21 protein-coding genes are annotated in these 25,365 nt (G+C 47.3%); 20 read left to right on the plus strand and 1 reads right to left on the minus strand.

What is annotated here, in order from left to right; translation table 11 throughout:
- Nucleotides 1-149 precede the first annotated feature (149 nt).
- From ACTQ50_RS08715 to ACTQ50_RS08780, 14 genes are all read left to right on the plus strand, one after another.
- Nucleotides 150-2,075 (plus strand): DNA gyrase/topoisomerase IV subunit B, encoded by a 1,926-nt coding sequence (locus ACTQ50_RS08715; RefSeq protein WP_441483873.1) that lies wholly within the window; start codon nt 150-152, stop codon nt 2,073-2,075.
- A 91-nt stretch (nt 2,076-2,166) separates the two neighbouring features.
- Nucleotides 2,167-4,413: a DNA gyrase/topoisomerase IV subunit A gene (locus ACTQ50_RS08720; RefSeq protein ID WP_441483874.1), complete on the plus strand. Its 2,247-nt coding sequence runs from the start codon at nt 2,167-2,169 to the stop codon at nt 4,411-4,413.
- A 260-nt stretch (nt 4,414-4,673) separates the two neighbouring features.
- The gene (gene rimP / locus ACTQ50_RS08725; RefSeq protein ID WP_441483875.1) at nt 4,674-5,138 is read left to right on the plus strand and encodes a ribosome maturation factor RimP; all 465 of its coding nucleotides are present in this window, start codon (nt 4,674-4,676) and stop codon (nt 5,136-5,138) included.
- A gap of 65 nt (nt 5,139-5,203) precedes the next feature.
- A complete protein-coding gene (gene nusA / locus ACTQ50_RS08730) occupies nt 5,204-6,403 on the plus strand; it encodes a transcription termination factor NusA (protein ID WP_441483876.1) in 1,200 nt (399 codons plus the stop codon).
- On the plus strand, nt 6,387-6,665 hold the full coding sequence (rnpM, locus tag ACTQ50_RS08735) for an RNase P modulator RnpM (RefSeq protein ID WP_295310361.1): 279 nt from the start codon (nt 6,387-6,389) through the stop codon (nt 6,663-6,665). Before nusA ends, rnpM begins: the two co-directional genes overlap by 17 nt.
- A complete protein-coding gene (locus tag ACTQ50_RS08740) occupies nt 6,652-6,972 on the plus strand; it encodes a L7Ae/L30e/S12e/Gadd45 family ribosomal protein (protein WP_441483877.1) in 321 nt (106 codons plus the stop codon). Before rnpM ends, ACTQ50_RS08740 begins: the two co-directional genes overlap by 14 nt.
- A 204-nt stretch (nt 6,973-7,176) precedes the next feature.
- Nucleotides 7,177-10,074 (plus strand): translation initiation factor IF-2, encoded by a 2,898-nt coding sequence (infB, locus tag ACTQ50_RS08745; protein ID WP_441483878.1) that lies wholly within the window; start codon nt 7,177-7,179, stop codon nt 10,072-10,074.
- Between the two features lie 207 nt (nt 10,075-10,281).
- On the plus strand, nt 10,282-10,698 hold the full coding sequence (rbfA, locus tag ACTQ50_RS08750; RefSeq protein ID WP_441483879.1) for a 30S ribosome-binding factor RbfA: 417 nt from the start codon (nt 10,282-10,284) through the stop codon (nt 10,696-10,698).
- A gap of 76 nt (nt 10,699-10,774) precedes the next feature.
- The gene (locus tag ACTQ50_RS08755) at nt 10,775-11,737 is read left to right on the plus strand and encodes a DHH family phosphoesterase (protein ID WP_441483896.1); all 963 of its coding nucleotides are present in this window, start codon (nt 10,775-10,777) and stop codon (nt 11,735-11,737) included.
- Entirely contained in the window at nt 11,737-12,627 is an 891-nt protein-coding gene (gene truB / locus ACTQ50_RS08760; RefSeq protein ID WP_441483880.1) for a tRNA pseudouridine(55) synthase TruB, read from the plus strand. The genes ACTQ50_RS08755 and truB overlap by 1 nt, the downstream gene beginning before the upstream one ends.
- A 55-nt stretch (nt 12,628-12,682) precedes the next feature.
- Nucleotides 12,683-13,621 (plus strand): bifunctional riboflavin kinase/FAD synthetase, encoded by a 939-nt coding sequence (locus tag ACTQ50_RS08765; protein WP_441483881.1) that lies wholly within the window; start codon nt 12,683-12,685, stop codon nt 13,619-13,621.
- Between the two features lie 285 nt (nt 13,622-13,906).
- Nucleotides 13,907-14,173, plus strand: a complete 267-nt coding sequence (gene rpsO / locus ACTQ50_RS08770) for a 30S ribosomal protein S15 (RefSeq protein WP_117853474.1) — start codon at nt 13,907-13,909, stop codon at nt 14,171-14,173.
- Nucleotides 14,174-14,542: 369 nt separating this feature from the next.
- Nucleotides 14,543-16,639, plus strand: coding sequence for a polyribonucleotide nucleotidyltransferase (locus ACTQ50_RS08775; protein WP_441483882.1), 2,097 nt, complete (start codon nt 14,543-14,545; stop codon nt 16,637-16,639).
- Nucleotides 16,640-16,825: 186 nt separating this feature from the next.
- A complete protein-coding gene (locus tag ACTQ50_RS08780; RefSeq protein ID WP_441483883.1) occupies nt 16,826-17,338 on the plus strand; it encodes a deoxyuridine 5'-triphosphate nucleotidohydrolase in 513 nt (170 codons plus the stop codon).
- 208 nt (nt 17,339-17,546) lie between these two features.
- Here ACTQ50_RS08780 and ACTQ50_RS08785 read toward each other — a convergent pair whose 3' ends face one another.
- Nucleotides 17,547-17,942, minus strand: coding sequence for a DUF1292 domain-containing protein (locus ACTQ50_RS08785; protein WP_441483884.1), 396 nt, complete (start codon nt 17,940-17,942; stop codon nt 17,547-17,549).
- A gap of 220 nt (nt 17,943-18,162) precedes the next feature.
- Here ACTQ50_RS08785 and ACTQ50_RS08790 point away from each other — a divergent pair, with 220 nt between their 5' ends.
- From ACTQ50_RS08790 to ACTQ50_RS08815, 6 genes are all read left to right on the plus strand, one after another.
- On the plus strand, nt 18,163-18,918 hold the full coding sequence (locus ACTQ50_RS08790; RefSeq protein ID WP_441483885.1) for an exodeoxyribonuclease III: 756 nt from the start codon (nt 18,163-18,165) through the stop codon (nt 18,916-18,918).
- Between the two features lie 72 nt (nt 18,919-18,990).
- A complete protein-coding gene (locus ACTQ50_RS08795; protein ID WP_441483886.1) occupies nt 18,991-21,090 on the plus strand; it encodes a Type II secretory pathway, pullulanase PulA and related glycosidase in 2,100 nt (699 codons plus the stop codon).
- Nucleotides 21,068-21,628 carry a DUF5662 family protein gene (locus ACTQ50_RS08800; protein ID WP_441483887.1) on the plus strand — a complete coding sequence of 187 codons (561 nt, stop codon included), beginning with the start codon at nt 21,068-21,070 and terminating at the stop codon, nt 21,626-21,628. Before ACTQ50_RS08795 ends, ACTQ50_RS08800 begins: the two co-directional genes overlap by 23 nt.
- 163 nt (nt 21,629-21,791) lie before the next feature.
- Entirely contained in the window at nt 21,792-23,327 is a 1,536-nt protein-coding gene (putP, locus tag ACTQ50_RS08805) for a sodium/proline symporter PutP (RefSeq protein WP_441483888.1), read from the plus strand.
- Between the two features lie 237 nt (nt 23,328-23,564).
- Entirely contained in the window at nt 23,565-24,680 is a 1,116-nt protein-coding gene (gene glf, locus ACTQ50_RS08810; protein WP_226821982.1) for a UDP-galactopyranose mutase, read from the plus strand.
- Nucleotides 24,681-24,691: 11 nt separating this feature from the next.
- Nucleotides 24,692-25,285, plus strand: a complete 594-nt coding sequence (locus tag ACTQ50_RS08815; protein ID WP_441483889.1) for a DUF6553 family protein — start codon at nt 24,692-24,694, stop codon at nt 25,283-25,285.
- Nucleotides 25,286-25,365 lie beyond the last annotated feature (80 nt).

The raw sequence follows: 25,365 nt of genomic DNA on the forward strand, positions 1-25,365 counted from the left end.
ATAACCATTGAAATAAATGCTGGAATTTGGACATGTATCAAAAACGAGCTGCTGCGAACGGAATGAGCAGCAATTTGATACAGGAGAATGATGGCTGAAATGAGACAGCAGAGCTTGAAAGAAATGATATTAAGAAAGGAATTAACACCATGGCAAAGAAAGACACTTACGACGCCGGTAGTATTTCAGTCCTGGAAGGACTGGAGGCTGTCCGGAAGCGTCCGGGAATGTACATCGGAAGTGTATCCAGAAAAGGTCTGAACCACCTGATCTATGAGATCGTGGACAATGCAGTAGATGAGCACCTGGCTGGTTACTGCTCAAATATAGAGGTAATTTTGGAGAAAGATGGCTCCTGTACCGTTACCGATAATGGACGAGGAATTCCGGTAGATATGCATGCCAAAGGCGTATCTGCGGAGCGTCTTGTATTTACCACCCTTCATGCTGGCGGTAAATTTGACAATTCCGCCTACAAGACAAGCGGCGGTCTGCATGGCGTTGGTTCTTCTGTTGTAAACGCCCTGTCCACTTATCTGGATATTAAGATCAGCCGTGACGGATTTGTACACCACGATCATTATGAGAGAGGTGTGCCCACCATTGAGCTGGAAGAGGGACTTCTTCCAAAGCTTGGCAAGACCAGACAGACCGGAACCTGTGTCAACTTCCTTCCAGACCCGGAGATTTTTGAGAAAACAAGGTTTTCTTCCACAGAGGTAAAGAGCCGTCTTCATGAGACTGCTTATCTGAACCCCAACCTGACAATCCATTTTATGGATCTTCGCGGGGATACCCCGGAGGACATTACCTACCATGAGCCAGACGGAATCGTAGGCTACATCAAAGACCTGAACCATAATTCCGAAGCTCTTCATGAGCCAGTTTATCTGAAAGGTGAGGCAGATGGGATACAGGTGGAAGTGGCATTCCAGTACACCAACGAGTTCCGCGAGAACGTACTTGGCTTCTGCAACAACATTTATAATGCAGAAGGCGGAACCCATCTCACCGGATTTAAAACCACTTTTACTACGGTAATGAATACTTACGCCCGTGAGATTGGTGTCCTGAAGGAAAAAGATGCCAACTTCACCGGCGCAGATATCCGTAACGGAATGACAGCAGTAGTTTCCATCAAGCACCCGGAGCCCCGTTTCGAGGGCCAGACCAAGACCAAGCTGGACAACCAGGATGCAGCCCGCGCCACTGGTAAAGTAATGTCTGAACAGCTGGTGCTCTATTTTGACCGTAATCTGGAAACCCTGAAGACCGTTTTATCCTGCGCTGAGAAGGCTGCCAAAATCCGTAAAACAGAGGAGCGTGCCAAAACCAACCTTCTCACCAAGCAGAAATATTCCTTCGATTCCAACGGCAAGCTTGCGAACTGTGAGAAAAAGGATCCTTCTCTTTGTGAAATCTTTATCGTAGAGGGAGATTCCGCCGGTGGTTCTGCAAAGACTGCCAGGGACCGTAACTACCAGGCTATTCTGCCAATCCGCGGTAAGATCCTGAACGTGGAGAAAGCTACTATTGACAAGGTTCTGGCAAACGCAGAAATCAAGACCATGATCAATGCCTTTGGCTGCGGATTTTCCGAAGGGTATGGAAATGACTTTGACATCACCAAGCTTCGCTATGACAAGATCGTGATCATGGCGGATGCGGACGTGGATGGTGCCCATATTTCCACACTTTTGCTTACTTTATTCTATCGTTTTATGCCGGAGCTGATCTATGAGGGACATGTGTATATTGCAATGCCGCCTCTTTATAAAGTAATGCCGAAGAAGGGAGCGGAAGAGTACCTGTATGATGACAAAGCACTGGAGAAATACCGCCGCAGCCACAAGCCAGGCAGCTTTACCCTCCAGAGATACAAAGGTCTTGGAGAAATGGACGCCCAGCAGCTTTGGGAGACTACCTTAAATCCTGAGACCAGAAGAATGAAGCGTGTGGAGATCGAGGATGCCCGTATGGCTTCCAGCGTGACCGAGATCCTTATGGGAAGCGACGTGCCGCCAAGAAAGGCGTTTATTTACGAGCACGCCACAGACGCAGAACTGGATGTTTAAGAAGAAAATTGGAATCTGGATGAAATCTCTGAGTGCAGAAGGCGTGAAAGAACAGAGAACCAGACTCCGGTTTTAGAAAGGAAAATAGATTATGGAAACAAAACAGGAGAATGTAATTGCCACGGACTATGCGGACGTGATGCAAAAATCCTATATCGATTATGCCATGAGCGTTATCATTTCCAGGGCACTTCCCGATGTCCGTGACGGTCTGAAGCCGGTACAGCGAAGAACCCTGTACGATATGTATGAGCTGGGAATCCGTTATGACCGCCCATACCGTAAATGTGCCCGTATTGTGGGCGATACCATGGGTAAATATCATCCTCACGGGGACAGCTCCATTTACGAAGCACTGGTTGTAATGGCACAGGACTTCAAGAAAGGCAAGATCCTGGTAGACGGCCACGGAAACTTCGGATCTATTGAAGGCGACGGCGCAGCTGCCATGCGATATACAGAGGCAAGGCTGGAGAAGCTGACCCAGGAGGTTTTTCTGGCTGACCTTGACAAAAATGTAGTAGACTTTATGCCAAACTTCGACGAGACAGAGAAGGAACCACAGGTGCTTCCTGTAAAAATCCCCAACCTTCTGGTAAACGGTGCGGATGGTATCGCCGTAGGTATGGCAACCAGCATTCCGCCTCACAATCTTGGAGAGGTTGTGGATGCGGTGAAAGCATATATTAAGAACAATGACATCAGTGTAAAAGGTCTGATGCGTTACCTGAAAGGCCCGGATTTCCCTACCGGCGGCCTTGTGGTAAATAAAGATGACCTTCTGAATATTTATGAGACCGGAAGCGGCAAGCTCCGTCTTCGCGGCAAGGTGGAAGTGGAGAAATTAAAAGGCGGCCGCCAGCAGCTGGTGATCACCGAGATCCCATACACCATGATCGGTGCCAACATTGGAAAATTCCTTAATGACGTGGCTTCCCTTGTGGAAACCAAGAAGACCACGGACATTGTGGACATTTCCAACCAGTCCTCCAAGGAGGGAATCCGTATTGTACTGGAATTAAAGAGAGATGCAGATGTAGAGAATCTGACCAACATGCTCTATAAGAAAACCAGACTGGAGGACACCTTCGGTGTAAACATGCTGGCTGTTGCAGATGGACGTCCGGAGACCTTAAGCCTGAAGCAGATCATTGAGCATCACGTGGATTTCGTCTTTGAGATCACCACCCGCAAGTACAAAACCCTTCTTGGCAAGGAGCTTGAGAAGAAAGAAATCCAGGAAGGTCTTATCAAAGCCTGTGATGTGATCGACCTGATCATTGAGATCCTCCGGGGCAGCAAGAGCCGTGACCAGGTAAAGAAATGTCTGGTAGAGGGTGTGACAGAGGGCATCAAATTCAAGTCCAAAGCCAGCGAGAAAGCCGCTAAGAATCTGAAATTTACAGAGAATCAGGCTACAGCCATCCTGGAAATGCGTCTGTACCGTCTGATCGGACTGGAAATCGAGGCACTTCAGGCAGAATATGACCAGACCATGAAGAATATTGCTTCTTATGAAGATATTTTAAATAATTATGATTCCATGTGCGAAGTGATCATTGCAGAGCTGGATGGAATCAAGAGAGAGTACAGCACCAAGAGAAGAACGGTGATCGAGAACGCAGAAGAGGCCGTTTATGAAGAGAAGAAGATGGAGGAGACAGAGGTCTGCTTCCTTATGGACCGCTTCGGTTATATGCGTCTTATTGACAAGAATGCCTATGAGCGGAACAAAGAGGCTGCCCATGCAGAGAATAAATTTATCTTTACCTGTATGAATACGGATAAGATCTGCATTTTTACAGATATGGGACGGATGCACTCCATTAAAGTGGCGGATATTCCGCTGGTGCGTTTCCGCGATAAGGGAACTCCGGCAGATAACTTAAGTAATTACGACAGCAGCCAGGAGCAGATCCTTTACGTGGCACCTGTAGGACAGGTGAAATTATCTACCCTTCTGTTTGTCACAAAGACTTCCATGTGTAAGCTGGTGGCTGGTGCGGAGTTTGATGTGGCAAAGAGGACCATTGCTTCTACCAAGTTAGGAGATGAGGATCAGTTGATCTTCGTAGGTCCGGCAGATGAGATGGAGCAGGTGGTATTCCAGAGTCAGAACGGTTATTTCCTTCGTATTCTGAAAACAGACGTTTCCACCATGAAGAAAACCTCTGTAGGTGTAAGGGGCATGAAGCTTGGGGACGGAGATGTGCTGGAGCATGCATATCTGGTGGAACCCCGCCAGGAATACACCATCCAGTATCACGATAAGCCATATGTTTTAAATAAAGTAAAACTTGCAAAGCGTGATACCAAGGGTACGAAACCGAGAATTTAAGGGGTGAAAAGGGTTAAAAGCCCGTAAAATGGGCACTTTCTGATAAAAAGCCCTTGCAATTTAGATTTAAAGGTGTTAGAATGTAGGAAATCAGAACTTGTTGACTTAAGGAGTGGGCGTGAGCCCACTCTTTTTGCTGATAAGGGCGAGACTGGAATTTGCAGCTGGAAATTCTGGGAAGATATGCTGCTTTTTCGCGCGTCACTACGCGGAGTAATGCAGCTGGCGGCAGTTCCAGATTAGAAAGGCAGGTGGGAAAAATGAGCAGAAAAGAAGAGTATGAACAGAAAGCAGAAGCAATGCTGGCTCCGATCGTAGAGAGCAACGGATTCGAACTGGTAGACGTAGAGTATGTGAAGGAAGCAGGAACCTGGTACCTTCGTGGCTACATTGACAAACCAGGCGGAATCACAGTGAATGACTGTGAGACAGTAAGCCGCGCTTTCAGCGACAAGCTGGATGAAGATGATTTTATCGAGGACAGCTACATTATGGAGATCAGCTCTCCAGGACTTGACAGACCGCTGAAGAAGGAAAAAGATTTTGCCAGAAGCATTGGGAAACTGGTAGAGATCAGAACCTACCGGCCAATCGAGAAACAGAAAGAATTTTGTGGTGAATTGACAGCATATGATAATAACAGTGTGACCATAGACGAAGAAGGTACTACACGTACTTTTGACAAAAAGGACATCGCACTGGTACGTCTGGCGATTGAGTTCTAAGGTTACTGACACTGGTAACAAAAATGAGCGATTAAACTGGAAGGCAAAAAGGAGGAAATAAGAAAATGAACAAGGAGTTAATGGGTGCTCTGGATGAACTGGAACGCGATAAAAATATCAGCAAGGAAACTCTGCTGGATGCCATTGAGCAGTCTCTGATCCAGGCATACAAGAACCATTTCGGAAAAGCAGATAACGTACACGTTACCATCAACAGAGAAACAGGTGATTTCAGTGTATTTGCAGACCGCAAGGTTGTAGAGTTCGTAGAGGATCCGGCAGAAGAGATTTCCCTTGTAGAAGCACAGAAGCAGAATACAAATGCAGAAGTGGGCGATATCCTGAAGGTGCCGATACACTCTGACAAGTTTGGCCGTATTGCAACACAGAATGCCAAGAACATCATCCTTCAGAAGATCCGCGAGGAAGAGCGCAAGGTTCTGTACGATCAGTACCATGGCAATGAGAAGGAAGTTGTAACTGGTATTGTACAGCGTGCTGTAGGACATAATGTGAGCGTAAATCTTGGAAAAGCAGATGCTGTTCTTGCTGAGAACGAGCAGGTGAAGGGCGAGACCTTCCAGCCGACTGAGAGAATCAAGGTATACATTCTCGAAGTTAAGGATACCCCGAAAGGACCTCGTATCCTGGTTTCCAGAACACATCCTGGCCTTGTAAAACGTCTTTTTGAATCCGAAGTTGCAGAGGTGAAGGACGGAACTGTTGAGATCAAGAGCATTGCCCGTGAGGCAGGTTCCCGTACCAAGCTGGCTGTATGGAGCAACGATCCTGACGTAGATCCGGTTGGCGCATGTGTAGGTGTGAACGGTGCCCGTGTCAGCGCCATCGTAAACGAGCTTCGCGGTGAGAAGATCGATATCATCAACTGGGATGAGAACCCGGCAATCCTGATCGAGAATGCATTAAGCCCGGCGAAGGTAATCGCAGTTATGGCAGATCCGGACGAGAAGACAGCACTTGTTGTAGTTCCTGATTACCAGCTTTCTCTTGCAATCGGTAAAGAAGGACAGAATGCTCGTCTTGCAGCCCGTCTGACTGGCTTTAAGATCGATATCAAGAGCGAAACCCAGGCAAGAGAGTCCGGCGACTTCTATGATTATGACGAGGATGACGACGAGTACTACGAGGATGAGGAGTACGAGGAGTCTTCTGAGGAAGAAGCTTCCCAGGATAGCGAAGAGGCAGCTGCCGGCGAAGAGTCCGAAGAGACTGAGGATGCGGTAGAGAATGAAGACGAAGAATAAGATCCCTATGCGCCAGTGTACTGGCTGCAGAGAAATGAAAAATAAAAAAGAAATGATCAGGGTATTGAAAACCGCAGAGGATGAGATCATTCTGGATGCCACAGGCAAGAAGAACGGCCGCGGAGCCTACATCTGCAAAAGCCGCGAATGCCTGGAGAAAGCCAGAAAGAATCACGGACTGGAGCGTTCTTTGAAGGCAGCGATCCCGGATGAGGTTTATGAGAGCCTTGAGAAGGAGTTTGATCATATTGAAGAACAATAAAGCGTTGTCCCTGATCGGACTTGCAACAAAAGCAGGCAAGACAGTCAGCGGAGAATTTTCCACTGAAAAGTCCATTAAGACAGGCAAAGGATATCTGGCCATTGTAGCCGGAGATTCTTCGGAGAATACCAAGAAGAAATTCCGGAACATGTGTGAATTCTATGAAGTTCCCCTGTATATCCTTTCCGATAAAGAAACCTTAGGCCATGCCATGGGCAAGGAATTCCGCGCCAGTCTGGCTGTACAGGACTGGAATTTTGCAGAAGCCATTATGAAGGTGCTGCAGGAGGAAGGAAAAGAGTGCTAAATACCTGAACCAAAGAGGAAAAAGCGTTCCAGGGAATGCTTTGAAATGTTCCCCGGAAATGAGCTTTTAAGTGATACGGACCGTGAACCGGCAAAAGCGGCGTCAGGGCCTGGTTTGGTGAAGGGAGAATGGCGTATGGTGATAAATTCACATGAGCCTGCTAAAGATAGAAATAAGCAAAACAGAGAGAATAGAAGAAATAGAGTGAAAAAAGTTATAGATACGGGAAAGGAGAAAGGAATAACATTGGAGACTCCTAAGACAGAAGAGCAGAAAGTGTCAGTAAAGAAAGAAGGCGACGGTGCAGAGGCACCGAAGAAAAAAAAGAATATTATCCGCGTATATCATGCACAGAATGCAAGTGACGGCGGTAAGAACAGAAAGAAACCGGCAGGAGAGAGAAAGCCTCGTCCACAGGGTACCACTGCACAGCGTCCGCCAGCCCAGGCACAGCCAGCAGCTAAGACAGAGGCAGCAAAGCCAGCCCAGAGTGCACCGAAGGCAGAAGCTCCTAAGACAGAGCCGGTAAAGACGCAGAGCGCACCGAAAGCAGAAGCGCCGAAAACAGAGGCACCAAAGGCTGAGCCAGTAGCAAAGCCAGCTGCAAGCGCACCAAAGACAGAGGCAGCAAAGCCAGCGCAGGCAGCAACGAAGACAGAAGCTGCAAGACCGGCAGCACAGTCTGGAAGAAATGAAAACCAGCAGCGTCAGGGAAATTACCAGAACGGTGATGGCAGAAATAACCGTAACTTCCGTCAGGGTGAAGGCCGTGACAATCGCGGTGACAGAAATGGCAACGGCGGCAGATTTGGACAGGGAAGACCACAGGGCAATGGCGGCCAGGGCGGATTCCGCGGCAACAGAAATAACGACGGCCAGGGAAGACCTGCAAGACAGGGCGACTCCCAGAACAGAGGACCGCGCCAGGGTGACGGAAACGGACGTGGCTTCCGTCAGGGCGACGGCAACAGAAATGGAAACGGAAATGGCGGCAGATTTGGCCAGGGAAGACCACAGGGTAACGGCGGCCAGGGACGTTTCGGAGGAAAAGACGGTGACAACCGCAGCGAGGGACGTTTCGGCGGACAGAAGTCACAGGGCGGACAGCGTTCCGGCGGCGCAAGAAGAAGCGGCGGATCTGATGCAATCTTCACACCAGAGCTGACCAAGACATCCAAGGACAGCAAGCGCGAGCGTGACAGAGAGAACAAGAATAAGAAGAAAGATTTCGATAAGACCTCCGGTGGCGGACACAGACCAAACCAGGGCGGCAGAAATCAGATGTCCAGAATCCCGAAGGCGCTTCAGAAACCAGCTCCACAGCAGAAGCAGGAAGAGAAGAAACCGGAGATCAAGGAGATCACAATTCCGGAGAAGCTTACTATCCGCGAGCTTGCTGAGGCTATGAAGATGCAGCCTTCTGCAATTGTGAAGAAGCTGTTTATGGAAGGCCAGATGGTAACCGTAAACCATGAGATCGATTTTGATCAGGCAGAGGAGATCGCTCTTGGATTTGACATTATTGCAGAAAAAGAAGAAAAAGTAGATGTAATTGAGGAACTTCTGAAAGAGGAAGAGGAAGACGAGTCCACAATGGTTCCAAGACCACCGGTTGTCTGCGTTATGGGACACGTTGACCATGGTAAAACTTCCCTTTTGGATGCCATCCGTAAGACAAACGTAACAAGAGGCGAGGCTGGCGGAATCACACAGCACATCGGTGCTTATGTGGTTGATATTAACGGACAGAAGATCACCTTCCTTGATACACCAGGACATGAGGCATTTACTGCCATGCGTATGCGTGGAGCAAACTCCACAGATATCGCTGTACTTGTAGTTGCAGCTGACGATGGTGTTATGCCGCAGACCGTGGAAGCAATCAGCCATGCAAAAGCAGCTGGCGTTGAGATCATTGTTGCCATCAACAAGATTGATAAGCCAAGTGCAAACATTGAGCGTGTAAAACAGGAGCTTTCCGAGTATGAACTGATCCCAGAGGATTGGGGCGGAACAACTCCATTCGTACCAGTTTCTGCGAAGACTGGAGAAGGTATTGATGACCTTCTGGAGATGATCCTTTTAACAGCAGAGGTTTCCGAGCTGAAAGCCAACCCGAACAGAGCCGCAAGAGGTCTTGTTATCGAGGCTCAGCTGGATAAAGGTAAAGGACCGGTTGCTACCATTCTGGTACAGAAGGGTACTCTTCATGTGGGAGACTTCATCGCAGCCGGAGCATGCAATGGTAAAGTACGTGCCATGATGGATGATAAGGGACGCCGTGTAAAACAGGCTGGTCCGTCTACTCCTGTAGAGATCCTTGGTCTTGGTGACGTGCCAAACGCAGGTGAGGTTCTCATGTCCTTTGAGAACGACAAAGAGGCTAAGAACTTTGCAGCAGCATTTGTTTCCGAGAATAAGAACCGTCTTCTTGAGGAGACTAAGGGTAAACTTTCCCTGGATAATCTGTTTGACCAGATCCAGGCCAGTGACCTTAAGGAACTCCCGATCATCGTCAAAGCCGATGTACAGGGTTCTGTAGAGGCTGTAAAACAGAGCCTTGTAAAACTTTCCAATGAGGAAGTTGTGGTAAGAGTGATCCACGGTGGTGTTGGTGCCATCAATGAGTCTGATGTCAGCCTGGCTGCTACATCAAACGCTATCATCATCGGATTTAACGTTCGTCCGGATACCACAGCGAAACAGCTGGCAGAGCAGGAGGGCGTAGACCTTCGTCTGTACAGAGTTATCTACCAGGCAATCGAGGACGTGGAAGCTGCTATGAAGGGTATGCTGGATCCGGTATTCGAGGAGAAGGTAATCGGTCATGCAGAGGTTCGTCAGCTGTTCAAGGCTTCCGGTGTTGGTACGATCGCAGGAAGCTATGTGCTTGACGGTACTTTCCAGAGAGGCTGCAAGGTACGTATTTCCAGAGGTGAGGACCAGATTTACGAAGGTGAGCTGGCTTCCCTTAAGAGATTTAAAGATGATGTCAAAGAGGTTCGTGCAGGCTATGAGTGTGGTCTTGTATTCCAGGATTTCAATGACGTTAAGGAAGAAGATAAAGTAGAAGCATATATTATGGTTGAGGTGCCACGCTAGGATAACTTTGTTAGTTTGCGGTATCGTAAATTAATGAAAGCTGATGTCTGAGATTGCAAAAGCAATAGAGCGTAGTGATCGCAGATGTCGGTTGGGGGCAAGTTCATTGCCCCCAATTTTCCGTTGGCGATACTCTGGGAAGAGAACACTTTTGACAGGCGTTTTCGGCTTTTCAGAGTGCGTGCACTCATATAGGAGACCAAGAAAATGAGAAAAAACAGCATTAAAAATACAAGGATCAATGCAGAAGTTCAGAAAGAACTGAGCAACATTATCCGCGGTGAGATCAAGGATCCACGTATCCACCCAATGACTTCTGTAATGGCAGTGGAAGTAGCACCGGATCTGAAGACCTGCAAGGCTTTTATCAGTGTCCTTGGCAGGGAGGAATCCAAGCAGTCCACCATCAAAGGACTGAAAAGCGCAGAGGGCTATATCCGCCGTCAGCTTGCGAAGAACCTGAATCTTCGCAACACTCCGGAAATCCGCTTTATACTGGACGAATCCATTGAGTATGGTGTCAATATGTCCAAACTGATCGATGATGTGATCGAGCATGATCATTCCAAAGAGACTGGAGACCAGACTGAGGAAAAAACAGAAGAAACAGTAGATGAAGAGTAATGGCTGTGTGCCTGCCGGGCAGCAGAATATGCAGCTGGCAGAAAGGACAGCTCCTAAGAAGAATGAGGTGAAGGGAATGGAGAGAATTGAAGAAATTCTGGATGGCGTTAAGACCATGGGAATCGGAGGCCATGTGCGTCCGGATGGTGACTGTGTAGGTTCCTGCATGGCGCTTTATCTGTATATGAAGACCTGGTACCCACAGATCAAGACAGATGTCTATCTGGAGAAACCAAAGCCGGTATTCGGGCATATTGCGTGCATGGATGAGGTGCACTATGAGGCAGGAGAGCCGAAGGAATATGATCTTTTTGTAACCTGTGATGTAAGTGCACTGGACCGTCTGGCTGTAGCAGGAGACCATTTTGCAAATGCGAAGAAGACCGTGTGCATTGACCATCATATCAGCAACCCGGGCTTTGCAGATGTGAACCATGTGTGCGGCGAGATCAGCTCTGCCAGCGAGGTTCTGTACAGCCTTCTGGAAAAAGAGAAGATCGATCTGGATATTGCCACAGCAATCTATACCGGAATGATCCATGACACAGGCGTTTTCCAGTATTCCTCCACATCCCCGGACACCATGCGTATTGCCGGTGACCTGATGGAAAAGGGCGTTGATTTTTCCAATATTATTGACGAATCCTTCTATCAGAAAAGCTACATCCAGAACCAGGTAATGGGCCGTGTTCTGGCGGAGAGCATTATGCTTCTGGATGGTAAATGTATCGTCGGCTATATGAAGATGAGAGATATGGATTTCTACGGTGTGCAGCCGGCAGACCTGGATGGAATCGTAAGCCAGCTTCGCCTTACCAAGGGCGTTGAGGTGGCCATGTTCATTTACGAGCATGAAAGTCAGGTGTTCAAGGTTTCCCTGCGTTCCAATGGCGCAGTGGATGTAAGCAAGATCGCTGCATATTTTGGCGGCGGCGGACATGTAAAGGCAGCAGGCTGTGACCTGGCAGGCTCCATGTACGACGTGATCAACAATATCTCAGAACAGATTGAAAAACAGCTTTTAGGACAGGAAGAGTAATGGCAGAATTTCAGGGAATCATTGTAATTCAGAAAGAAAAAGGCTTCACATCCCATGATGTGGTTGCCAAGCTTCGGGGAATCCTTCACATGAAAAAAATCGGGCATACGGGGACATTAGATCCGGATGCTGTGGGAGTTCTTCCTGTAGCTCTTGGAAAGGGTACCAAGCTGGTAGACCTTCTTACAGATAAGGAGAAAACCTATGAGGCGGTGCTTCACCTTGGAATCACCACAGATACCCAGGATATGTCCGGAACGGTTCTGGAGGAAAAGCCGGTATCTGTAACAGAAGAGCAGGTAAGAGAAGTGCTGAAAAGCTTTGTGGGGGAGCAGATGCAGGTTCCGCCTATGTACTCCGCTTTGAAGGTGAACGGAAAGAAGCTTTATGAGCTGGCAAGAGAGGGCAAGACTGTAGAGAGAAAGGCCCGGCCGGTGTGCTTTTATGAGATCGAGCCTCTGGAAATGAACCTTCCTCTGGTGAAAATAAGGGTGACCTGCAGCAAGGGAACCTATATCCGTACTTTATGTAATGACATCGGGGAAAAGCTTGGCTGCGGCGGCTGCATGGAGGAACTGCTCCGGTCAAAGGTAGGCCGCTATACTCTGGAAGAGAGCCACACACTTGCCCAGGTGGAAGCAGCTGTGGCAGATGGGACCATTCAGGAGCTGATCTACCCGGTTGAAGAGGTGCTGGCTGATTACCCCGCCCTTTCTGCGGATTCCTACGGGGACCGGCTTCTTGCAAATGGAAATCCGCTGTCCGACAATCTGGTAAGTCCCCAGCACAAAGAGGGCTGGGTGCGCATGTACGCCAGTGACGGAACTTTTACAGGTATTTTTCAGTGGGACAAGGGGAAAAAGAAATATTATCCAGTGAAGATGTTTTGATATTGCTGAACACGGAGTGAACAGTAATATTGATGATTTTTCATGGCGGTAGACTGTGAAGAAAATAACAAGAACTGGTTTTACAGGAGAGATTATGGAATACCTGAAGATAGATGGCGAGTTTCCAAAGCTTGCCAACTGTGCAGTGACAATGGGAAAATTTGACGGGATCCACCGCGGGCACCAGAAGCTGGTTGAGAAGATCCGGGAGCGCAAGGAGCTTGGAGAGCAGGCTGTTCTCTTTGCCATCGATGCTTCTTCCAATATGATCCTCACCAGCCAGGAGCGGGCTTCCCTTCTGGAAAAGCTTGGCGTGGATGTGCTGGTAGAGTGCCAGTTAAATGACCGGATCCGGCATATGAAGGCTGAGAATTTTATAAAAGAGATTCTTATGGGAGATCTTGGGGCATCCTACGTGGTAGTGGGAGAGGACAACCGGTTCGGCTTTGAGCGGAAAGGCACGCCCCAGCTTCTTAGGGAATTTGGAGAAAAGTATGGCTTTGATGTGGAGATCCTTTCCAAAGAAATGGATGGGCACAGAAAGATCAGCAGTACCTATATCAGAGAAGAACTGAAAAAAGGCAATATGGAGAAAGTCACATCCCTTATGGGGCGTGATTATTTTGTGGAAGGCCAGGTGGTACATGGCAGGGGAATGGGACATAAGGTTCTGCTTCCCACCACCAACATCGTGCCGCCAAAGACCAAGATTCTGCCGCCAAATGGCGTGTATGTGACAAGCTCTTATTTCGGGGATAAAGTGTATCACGGGATCACAAACATCGGTTACAAGCCTACAGTTGGGGAGAGCTTTGTCGGCGTGGAAACGTATCTTTTTGATTGTGAGGAAGACCTTTATGGCGAGGAATGCCGGGTGGACTTTAAGAAGTTCCTGCGCTCGGAACGGAAATTTCCGTCCCTTGAGGCATTGAAGAACAGACTTCTGGCAGATGCAGAGGATGGACGGAGATATTTTGAGGCAGTTGAAAAATAATATTTTATGGAAACTATTTGTGCCGCGATTTTTGAACTTATTACTAAATTAGTGAAAAAAATATCGGGAAGAAATGTGAAAAAATAGTTTACAGAATCTGGCGGGTATGCTATACTAGGCAAGGTGTGAACAGGCTTCGTCCTGTTTCATATATAAGAAAGCAGCCCATATTCAGGGGTTGGACACTCCGGCCGTCTCTTAATATGCGGCGATTACGTCCCCACAGGATTGTTATTTAGGACACCTGCATGGGAGACCATTAAGAATAATAAGGAGGAAATCAAGATGATTTCAAAAGAAAAGAAAGCAGCAATTATGAAAGAGTATGCAAGATGTGAGGGAGACACTGGTTCACCAGAGGTACAGGTAGCTGTCCTTACTGCAAGAATCCAGGAGCTTACTGAGCATTTACAGAACAACCACAAGGATCATCATTCCAGACGTGGTCTGCTGAAAATGGTAGGTCAGAGACGTGGACTGTTAGCTTACTTAAAGAAAACAGACATCGAAAGATACCGTGCACTGATTGAGAAATTAGGTTTAAGAAAATAATTAGTATGCGGAAGGGCGGATATCCATCCGCCCTATTTTAAGATGTGAAGAAAGTTATGATTACTCACAGAATGGATCCGCATTGGAGCCTTTGTGAACAGTGATAAATGTCACAATAGAGGCACTATTGTCTGTAAGGGAGACCTGGCAGATAAAGATTTCCGAGACTTCTGAAAAGGACATTTGAAGAAGCTGGAGTATTTTTCTTTACGGAAGCAATGCTCAAATGTATTTTTCAGTCGTTTCGGACTTCTGTTGTGGCAGAGGCAAAAGAGCCGCATTATACTTCGGAAGAATAGCTATTTGTGGTTTCAGAAGAAGTGCAGGGTGGCTTCAGATCAAGATTTTATATAAAAAAGGAGAGAAGACATGTACAAAAGTTATTCCATGGAATTAGCTGGAAGAACACTTACCGTAGATATCGGACGTGTTGCGAAACAGGCCAACGGCGCAGCACTTATGCATTATGGTGACACCACCGTACTTGCTACAGCAACTGCATCCAAAGAGCCAAGAGAGGGAATTGACTTTTTCCCGTTAAGCGTTGAGTATGAAGAGAAAATGTACGCCGTAGGAAAGATCCCAGGCGGTTTCAATAAGAGAGAAGGAAAGGCAAGCGAGCATGCCATCCTGACTTCCCGTGTAATCGACAGACCTATGCGTCCTCTGTTCCCGAAGGATTACAGAAATGACGTTACACTGGTAGATATGGTTATGTCCGTAGATCCAGAGTGCAACCCGGAGATCCCGGCTATGCTTGGTTCTTCCCTTGCAACCTGCATTTCCGATATTCCATTTGATGGTCCATGTGCAACAACTCAGATTGGTTTGATCGATGGAGAGTTCATTGTGAACCCTACACTTGCTCAGAAGGATGTTTCTGACCTTCAGCTGACAGTTGCTTCCACAAGAGACAAGGTTATCATGATCGAGGCTGGTGCCAACGAGGTTCCGGAGGATCAGATGATCGAAGCCATCTACAAGGCACACGAAGTAAACCAGGAGATCATCAAATTCTTTGACCAGATCATTGCTGAGTGCGGCAAAGAGAAACACAGCTATGAGTCCTGTGCAGTTCCACAGGAGCTGTTTGATGCCATCAAAGAGATCGTTCCTCCAGAAGAAATGGAAGTTGCCGTATTCTCTGATGACAAGCAGACAAGAGAGAACAATATCGCAGCGATCACAGACAAGCTGAAAGAAGCTTTCGCAGAGAAAGAAGAATGGCTTGCAGTTCTTGGTGAGGCTGTTTACCAGTATCAGAAGAAGACCGTTCGTAAGATGATCCTGAAGGATCACAAACGTCCAGACGGTCGTGCGATCACACAGATCCGTCCTCTGGCAGCAGAGGTTGATATCATCCCGAGAGTACATGGCTCCGCTATGTTCACCCGTGGACAGACACAGATCTGTACCATCACTACTCTGGCACCTCTTGCAGAGGCTCAGAGAATTGACGGACTTGACGAGTTTGAGACAAGCAAGAGATATATGCACCACTACAACTTCCCGTCCTACTCTGTAGGTGAGACAAAGCCATCCAGAGGACCGGGACGTCGTGAGATCGGTCATGGAGCACTTGCTGAGAGAGCTCTTGTACCGGTACTTCCAAGCGTAGAAGAGTTCCCATATGCAATCCGTACTGTATCCGAGACTTTTGAGTCCAATGGATCTACTTCCCAGGCTAGTATCTGTGCATCCACCATGTCCCTTGAGGCTGCTGGTGTACCGATCAAGAAACCAGTTGCTGGTATTTCCTGTGGTCTGGTTACAGGCGACACAGATGACGATTATATCGTTCTGACTGATATCCAGGGTCTTGAGGACTTCTTCGGCGACATGGACTTCAAGGTAGCCGGAACTCATGACGGTATCACAGCAATCCAGATGGATATTAAGATCCACGGTCTTACACGACAGATCGTAGAGGAAGCAATCAGACGTACTAAGGAAGCAAGAGAGTACATCCTCAACGAAGTTATTGAGAAATGTATCCCGGCACCTCGTACAACTGTTGGAAAATATGCTCCGAAGATCATCCAGATCCAGATCGATCCTCAGAAGATCGGTGATGTTGTTGGTCAGAGAGGAAAGACGATCAACACCATTATCGAGCGTACAGGCGTTAAGATCGACATCACAGATGAAGGTGCTGTATCTATCTGCGGCGTAGATGACAAGAACATGCAGGAAGCAAAGCGTATGGTTGAGATTATCGCTTCTGACTTCGAGCAGGGACAGATCCTTACCGGACAGGTTGTAAGCATCAAAGAGTTCGGCGCATTCGTTGAGTTCGCACCGGGCAAAGAGGGAATGGTTCACATTTCCAAGATCTGCAAGGAGAGAATCAACCGTGTAGAGGATGTTCTTACACTTGGTGATAAAGTAACTGTTATCTGCCTTGGAAAAGACAAGATGGGAAGAATGAGCTTCAGCATCAAGGACGTTCCGGCAGAGGCAAAATAAGAATAAAATGCAAGGCTGTTGTGTATGAAATGCACAGCAGCAGATTGGGGATGCCGGACAGATCTGCCCGGCATTCTTTATATCTTGCAGATAGATTCCATGTAAAAATAGTTTTGGATTTCAGAAATCAAATGAATCTGCATAATGGTTTAACAGGCGTGCAGAATCTGATTTACAGGAGGAAATATGAAGAGAATTGCGAAATTTCATAAGGTAAGTAAAGAGCGCTTTGTTGCAGACTGGATAGATGCTTTTTCCGGCGTGTCTGCAGATGAGGCTGAGAAAGTATATGAGGGAATCCGTCTTCCAAGACGTGCTACAGCCGGAAGCGCGGGCTACGATTTCTTTTCACCGGCTGATTTTACCATCAAGCCAGGAGAGACCATCAAGATCCCTACCGGAATCCGTGTGGAAATGGACCAGGAGTGGGTGCTGAAATGTTATCCAAGAAGCGGCCTTGGATTCAAATTCCGTCTGCAGCTGAATAATACAGTGGGAATCATTGACAGCGATTATTTCTATTCCGACAACGAAGGACACATTTTTGCCAAGCTGACCAATGATACCAATGAGGGAAAAGTGGTGGAATTAAAGGCAGATACAGGCTTTATGCAGGGAATTTTCGTGGAATATGGAATTACCGTGGATGATGATGTGACAGATGTGAGAAATGGCGGGTTTGGAAGTACCACGAAGTAGTGTGAGGTGTCCTGCTGGATGGCAGATATAGAATGCACCAGCGTAAGTAGTAAGCCAGGCGTAAGAGTCAAATATAAGAGATCAATATAAAAGCAGGTGAATGTGATAAAACGACCAATCACAGACACCTGCCTTTTATATGCTTAGAATTTTGGCTGAAAACCCTGTTAAGACTTTCAGAGCTTTTCAAACATGCTCTAGGACGGTCTTATTCTAACGGTTTCCCAGCAGCCTCTGCCTCGCGTGCATTCTGTAAAACAGTATCAAATGCAATCGCTGCCTTATTGTACTCCTCGTCGCTCTCGATATTGGAAAGCATTGGAGCACCTGTTTCGGTGCGGGCGAAGGAATACAGATAAACTTCGCCATCATGGTTCTGTCCCTCTTCGTCAAGTGGAAGAAGTGCGATATATTCCTTAGCGTCTACCGGGAAAATGGTAAGGATCGCGCATTCTACCTCGGTATCATCCTCCATGGTAAGGGTAATGGTGCTGTGCTGGTTCGCATCTGTGCTGCATCCGCCGCAGGTAGAGCAGTCGGAACCACCGCAGGAAGAGCTGCTTCCACAGCTGCTGCAAGAGTTAGTCATATCTAAATTGCTCATTGAAAGTACCTCACTTTTTTTATTAAAAATTGTGTCTATATGTTACCCGTGGGTAGTATTTAGATTGTACCAGAAAAATAAGGTTTTGTGAATAGGGAAATCTGTGTTATAATGAAGAAAGTGTAAGACTATAATGACTGTTCACAGATAATACGCCGCTTCATAAAGTATTGTGAAATATGTGAGCAGTAACCATAATTTTTACAGATTGGAGAATAACATGAAGCTTGTATCATGGAACGTAAATGGAATCCGCGCGTGCATCACCAAAGGCTTTGAAGAGAGCTTTTCCAAGCTGGATGCGGACATTTTCTGTCTACAGGAGACGAAATGCCAGGAGAATCAGGTGAAACTGGAGCTTCCAGGCTATTATCAATATTGGAACTATGCCAACCGCAAAGGCTATTCCGGAACTGCCGTATTTACGAAGAAAGAGCCACTGTCCGTGACCTACGGACTTGGAATAGAAGAGCATGACAAAGAGGGCAGGGTAATCACAGTCGAGATGGATGATTTTTACCTGGTTACGGTGTACACCCCCAATTCCCAGTCCGAGCTTCGCAGACTGGAATACCGCATGGAATGGGAAAGGGATTTCCTGGCTTATCTTTTGAAGCTTCAGGAGAAAAAGCCTGTGATCTGCTGTGGTGACATGAATGTGGCACATCAGGAGATCGATTTGAAGAATCCTAAGACAAACCGGATGAATGCCGGCTTCACCGACGAGGAGCGCGCCTGCTTTACCAAGGTGCTGGAAGCTGGATTTATTGATACGTTCCGCTATTTTTACCCGGATCTGGAAGGCGCCTATTCCTGGTGGTCTTACCGGTTCAAGGCAAGAGAGAAGAACGCCGGATGGAGAATTGACTATTTTATCACCTCTCCGTCGTTGAAAGAGAATCTGGAAGATGCGAAGATCCACAGTGAGATCATGGGATCGGATCATTGTCCTGTAGAACTGGATCTGAAGTTTTAAAACGCCCGCGTGAAGAAATGTACAGCTGCCGGGCAGGGAATGACATCAGACAAAGACAGGAGGGCTTATAAAGTGGCAATACCGGGAAATAAGAGCGTGGTTGTGACATCTGGTTATCCCCTTTTACTTGGGGCAACCCAGATGGCAGATGGATATAATTTTGCAGTGGAAGCGGAAGAGGACTCCCAAGTTTTTCTGCTTCTTTATAGAAAAAAGGGAAAGGAGCCTTTCTATGAGCTCCTTCTGGATGAGAAATACCGGACTGGACGGATTTTTTCTGTCTTTATGAAGAAATTAAACGTAACTAACCTGGAATACAATTTCAAAATTAACGGAGAAATTTATCTGGATCCCTGTGCCAGCCGGATCAGCGGAAGAGAGCGGTTCGGGGAAGCGTGGACGGAGGATCCCCATAAGGTACGCTGTGGTTTCTGGTCAGGAGACGGCTATGACTGGGAAGAGGAAAAGGCACCGGACACAGATTTTGGCGATATGATCCTTTACAAAGTCCATGTGAGAGGATACACCAGGCAGTCCAAGATGCCAGCTGGACTCCGGGGGACTTTTTCGGGACTGATCCAGATGATCCCCTATTGGCAGGAGCTTGGGATCAATACGGTAGAACTGATGCCAGCCTATGAGTTTATGGAAGTAACCCGGCAGAAAGAGCCGGATGGCCTGGTTTCCCAGAAGGGGAAAAAGGATGAGATCAATTACTGGGGCTATGGAAATGGCTATTATTTTGCCCCGAAAAGCGCTTATTGTGCCACCAGAGATCCCCATAAGGAATTCTGCGATATGATCAAGGCGTTTCATAAGGCTGGGATCGGATGCATTATGGAGATGTATTTTCCGGCAGAAGCCAATCCTTTGATGGCACTTCGGGCTCTGCAATTCTGGAAACAGAATTATCATGTGGACGGTTTTCACGTTCTGGGAGAGGGGGCACCTCTTGATCTGATCATGAAGGACGGGCTGCTTGCAGGGACGAAGGTAATGGCAGACGGAATGGATACGGCTGCTCTTTATAAGAATCATAAGCAGGGCAGGCGCAATTTTGCAGAGTACAATCTGGGATTTCTTCAGGATATGCGCAGATTCCTGAAAAGTGATGAGGACATGGTTCCGGCGGTACAGTACCGTATCCGTCACAATCCGGACGATCATGGCGTGATCAATTATATCACCTGCCAGGATGGTTTTACCCTGAATGACCTTGTTTCCTATAATTACAAGCACAATGAGGCAAATGGGGAAGGGAATAACGATGGCTTCAGCTACAATTATTCCTGGAACTGCGGCATTGAGGGACCGAGCCGGAAGCAGTGGATCCGCCAGATGAGGGAGCGGCAGATGCGGGCTGCTTTTGCCATGCTGTTGTTTTCCCAGGGAGTGCCTATGATCTACGGTGGCGATGAGATCGGCAATTCCCAGGGCGGCAATAACAATGCGTATTGCCAGGATAATCCCATTGGCTGGATCGACTGGCGGGGACTTCGGAAAAATGCCAGCATGCTTGCTTTTGTAAAAAAGGCTGTGGCCCTTCGAAAAGCCCATCCGGTCCTTCATATGAATGAGAGCATGAAAGAGGCAGATTATCTTGGAAAAGGTTTTCCAGATATGTCTTTCCATGGAGAGCGTGCCTGGTTCTGCAATATGGAAAACACCAGCCGCATGATCGGCGTGATGCTGTGCGGCAAATATGCACAGCTTCCAGATGGAAAAGAGGACGATTTCCTTTATGTAGGCTTTAACTTCCACTGGGAAATCCGGAATATGGCGCTTCCAACACTTCCAGAGGGCATGGAATGGAAGAAAGTGATGGATACCGGAGATCTGACCTGTGATGGATTTTACGGGGAAAATGGGCTGGTTTATGAGCGCGCTGTGGAGGTGGGACCGCGTACTGTGGTTGTGCTTAAGGGCGTGAAGAAGCCAGAACCGGAGAAGAAGCATAAGCCGAAGGGGAAAAAGAATGTTAATATGCCTTTAGAAGGGAACAAAAAGACTGGTGAAAATTCAGGAGCAAAGGCGGCAGATTTGCCGAAAGCTGAGAAATTGGTTGCCAGAGACGCGGAGGCTGTTAAGGCAGAAGCACCAGGCAATATAGTGCCAGAAACTGCAGACAGGGAAAGGAGGTCCGGTGAAAATGCATCCGTGGCTTCACTTTAAAACAATTACCAAACATAAGCTGATGGTCATGCGTTATTGTTTTAAGATCGGACTTTACAAACAGGGACTTCTCCATGACCTTTCCAAGTATTCCCCGGCGGAATTTCTGGTGGGGTGCAAATATTATCAGGGAAACAGAAGCCCTAATAACGCAGAGCGTGAGGACATTGGCGTATCTACTGCCTGGCTGCACCATAAGGGGCGTAATAAGCACCATTACGAGCATTGGGTGGATTATTCCATAAATGATCCGGAGCATGTGATCATGGGCGCGAAAATGCCCAGGAAATACGTTGCAGAGATGGTGATGGACCGGATCAGTGCGTCACGGACCTATCTTGGAGATGCCTATGACAATCACCAGCCTTTGAAATATTTTCTGAAAAGCAAGCCCAAGCTGTGGTTTGTGCATCCACAGACCAAGAAGGAACTGGAGGGACTGCTTCGGATCCTGAACGATAAGGGCGAAGAGAAGGCCTTGTGGTATATTAAACATGTTTATTTGAAAGGAACGGAGAAATCCAGAAAACATGGTTAGAGGCCAGCCTGCTGTGTGTTGGCAGCAGTTTGACTGAGAATTTTGAAAAAATGTGTAATATCACTTGCACTTTCATACTCTTCTGTGGTAAAGTATGAAATATGTTATTTTGCTGTCCTGATAATCGGGGACAGCAAATTTTATAACAGAGGAGGAGAAAAAATTGAGTGGTACAACAGTCGTAATTTTGATTGCTTTTGTGTTCTACCTTGCCATGATGATCGTCATCGGCGCGGTTTACATGAAAAAGACCTCCAGCTCAGAGGATTACTTCCTTGGAGGGCGAGGACTGAACGGATGGGTGGCAGCACTTTCCGCGCAGGCTTCGGATATGAGCGGATGGCTTCTGATGGGATTGCCTGGAGCGATTTATTCTTTCGGTTCCGGACAGATCTGGATCGCAGTAGGACTTTTTATCGGAACTGTTCTGAACTGGGTATGTATTTCCGGAAGACTTCGTAAATATACCATCATGGCAAACAATTCCATGACGATTCCGGCGTTCTTTGAGAACCGTTACCGTGATAAGAAAAAGATCCTGCTTCTGATCTCATCCATTGTGATCGTCATCTTTTTCCTGGTATATACAGCATCTGCACTGGCAGCAGGCGGTAAGCTGTTCAATACTGTATTCGGACTTGATTATCATGTGGCTCTGGCTATTGGAGCTGCGGTTATTCTCTGCTACACCTTTATGGGCGGCTTTATGGCGGTCTGTGTAACAGACTTTGTGCAGGGAACCCTGATGCTCATTGGACTTCTTGTCGTGCCGCTGGTAGCGTATTTCCTGCTTCCGGGTAATCTTACAGACCTGATCTCCCAGAGTGGTGTGACTGGCGGCGCAGGAGCATATCTGAACCCGTTTATGAATGGGGACAGACCATATACTTTTGTTGAGATCTTTTCCCAGCTGGCATGGGGCTTTGGATATTGTGGAATGCCTCACGTACTGGTAAGATTTATGGCAGTTAAGAATGAGAAAGAACTGAAGAAATCCTGGGCAATCGCCATTGTATGGGATCTTCTTTCCCTGACAGCTGCATTTGCAATCGCTGTGATCGGAAGAGCTTATCTGCTTCCAACCATTCTTGGAGAGAACGGTGCCGCTTCTTCTGAGAGTGTTTTTATTGAGATGATCCGTAAGGTATTTACTTCAGAGCTTGCCCTTCCGTTTATCGGCGGGCTGTTTCTCTGCGGGATTCTTGCTGCAATCATGTCCACAGCGGATTCCCAGCTTCTTGTAACAGCTTCTGCAGTGTCTGAGGACCTGTATCACAACTTTATCAAGAAAGATGCGGACTCTAAGGAAATCCTGAAAGTAAGCCGTATTACCGTTATTGTGATCGCTGTGATCGCATTTGTCATTGCATGGAACCCGGACAGCAGTATTATGGGACTGGTTTCCAATGCATGGGCAGGTCTTGGTTCCGCGTTTGGGCCGATCGTGGTAATGTCCCTGTTCTGGAGAAGAACCAACCTTCCAGGTGCCATTGCTGGTATGGTGACCGGTGGACTTACCGTTATTATCTGGGACTACATCCCGTTAGTTGGCGGACAGACACTTGGAACCTACACCGGACTTTACTCCCTGGCTGTTGGCTTTCTGCTCAGCCTGGTGATGATCGTGATCGTCAGCCTTGCGACTAAGGCTCCATCTAAAGAGATTACAGACGAATTCGATAAGGTGGCTGCAAAGTAATTATTCGCAAAAAATAAAAGTTTTATAAAAAAGGTAGTCCTTAGATGGAAAGGGCTACCTTTTTTTCTGAAAATTTGTTATAATAATAACATCTTTAGCCGGGAATGGAAGACGTTTTAATAGAAGCGTCTGGCAGAAAAGGACGAGAATCTGCGGCTGTGAATTTTAAATAATGGTGTTGGACCATACACAGGCAGATGAATTCTGCAATTCCCACACAGAAAGGGGCAACACAAGATGAAGAAATATGATTATTTGATCGTAGGAGCCGGACTTTTTGGAGCTGTATTTGCCCATGAAGCCACCAAGAAAGGCAAGACCTGCCTGGTGATCGACAAGCGTGATCATATCGGCGGTAATATTTACACAGAGGAAGTGGAAGGAATCCAGGTGCACAAGTACGGTGCCCATATTTTCCACACCTCCAAGAGGGAAATCTGGGACTATGTGAACCAGTTTACAGAGTTTAACCATTTCGTTAATTCACCGATCGCAGTGTATAAGGACGAGCTCTATAACCTTCCATTTAATATGAATACCTTCCACCAGCTGTGGGGCGTAAAGACACCAGCAGAAGCCAAGGCGAAGATCCAGGAGCAGATCAGCCGTATGCACATTACCCATCCGAAGAACCTGGAAGAGCAGGCTCTGGCGCTGGTTGGACAGGATGTGTATGAGAAGCTGGTAGAGGGCTACACCCGCAAGCAGTGGGGAAGAGAGTGCAAGGATCTTCCTGCATTTATCATTAAGAGACTTCCCCTTCGTTATACTTACGATAATAACTATTTCAAGGATCCATACCAGGGTATTCCCAAGGGCGGCTATACCCGCATTGTGAAGAAGCTTCTGGAGGGCGTACAGGTTTGCCTGAAGACCGACTTCTTTACAAACAGAGAGGAGCTTACCTCACAGGCAGATAAGATCCTGTTTACCGGTATGATCGATGAATTTTACGATTATTGCTACGGTGAGCTGGAATACCGTTCCCTGCGTTTCGAGACAGAGACTCTGGATATGGGCAACTATCAGGGAAATGCAGTTGTGAACTACACCGACTACGAGGTGCCGTATACCCGTATCATCGAGCACAAGCACTTTGAATTTGGCACACAGCCGAAGACGGTTATCACAAGAGAATATCCGGCAGCATGGGAGAAGGGCAAGGAGCCTTATTATCCGATTAATAATCCGAAGAATGATGAGCTTTTTGACAAATACGAGCGCAGGGCATTAGAAGAGAAGAACGTGCTATTTGGCGGACGTCTTGGAATGTACCGCTATATGGACATGGATAAAGTAATTGAGGAAGCTCTTTCCATGGCTGAGACAGAGCTGACCTACGAAGAAGCATAAAGGAGAAAACTATGGATACCCCAACTATTACACAATACTACAGAGAAGCGGACCCGGCTAAACGTCTGGCGCTTTTGAACATGTCCATTGAGGCAGGAGAGGAGCCAGAGCTGAACAAGATCCGCAAGGAGCTTTGGGACATCCGTTATCAGGATAAGTCTGAGCTGGGCGGAGATACCCGCGCAGATGGTTTTATTGCACTTTGGATGCTGATGGAGTTTAACAGAGACAGCGGCAAACGCTTCCTGGGCGTTCGCGGCGGCCGCAAGGAGATCCTGAAGCAGCTGGATAAGATGAAATTCCAGGAGCTGAGAGCCAAAGGCAAGGATTACGAGGACCTTCTTTACAGAGAATGCTGCCACATGGTAAAGACCTATATGGAGCTCAGTGAGTCCGATAAGGCTTATAACAGTACCCTGTTTGGCATCCTGAAGATGAGCAGCGAGCAGGCGAAGGATAAGCTGAAAGCCGACATTTACCACACCGCAGTAGAGCTTCCACAGACACTGAAGCTGGAAGAAGAGCTTGGAATCGTCACCCGCGCCGCCCGGGAAATGTACGAATTGCATTTTCCAGGAGAGGGAAGCCTGGGTGCAGACCGTTAAAATGATACCTGATTTAAATTAGACGGTATCATAAAAATGCCAGGCTTAAAATAAGCCTGACATAAATTAGAATTTTATAT

Source organism: Blautia sp. Sow4_E7 (genome assembly GCF_052116245.1).
Lineage (GTDB): Bacteria > Bacillota > Clostridia > Lachnospirales > Lachnospiraceae > Blautia_A.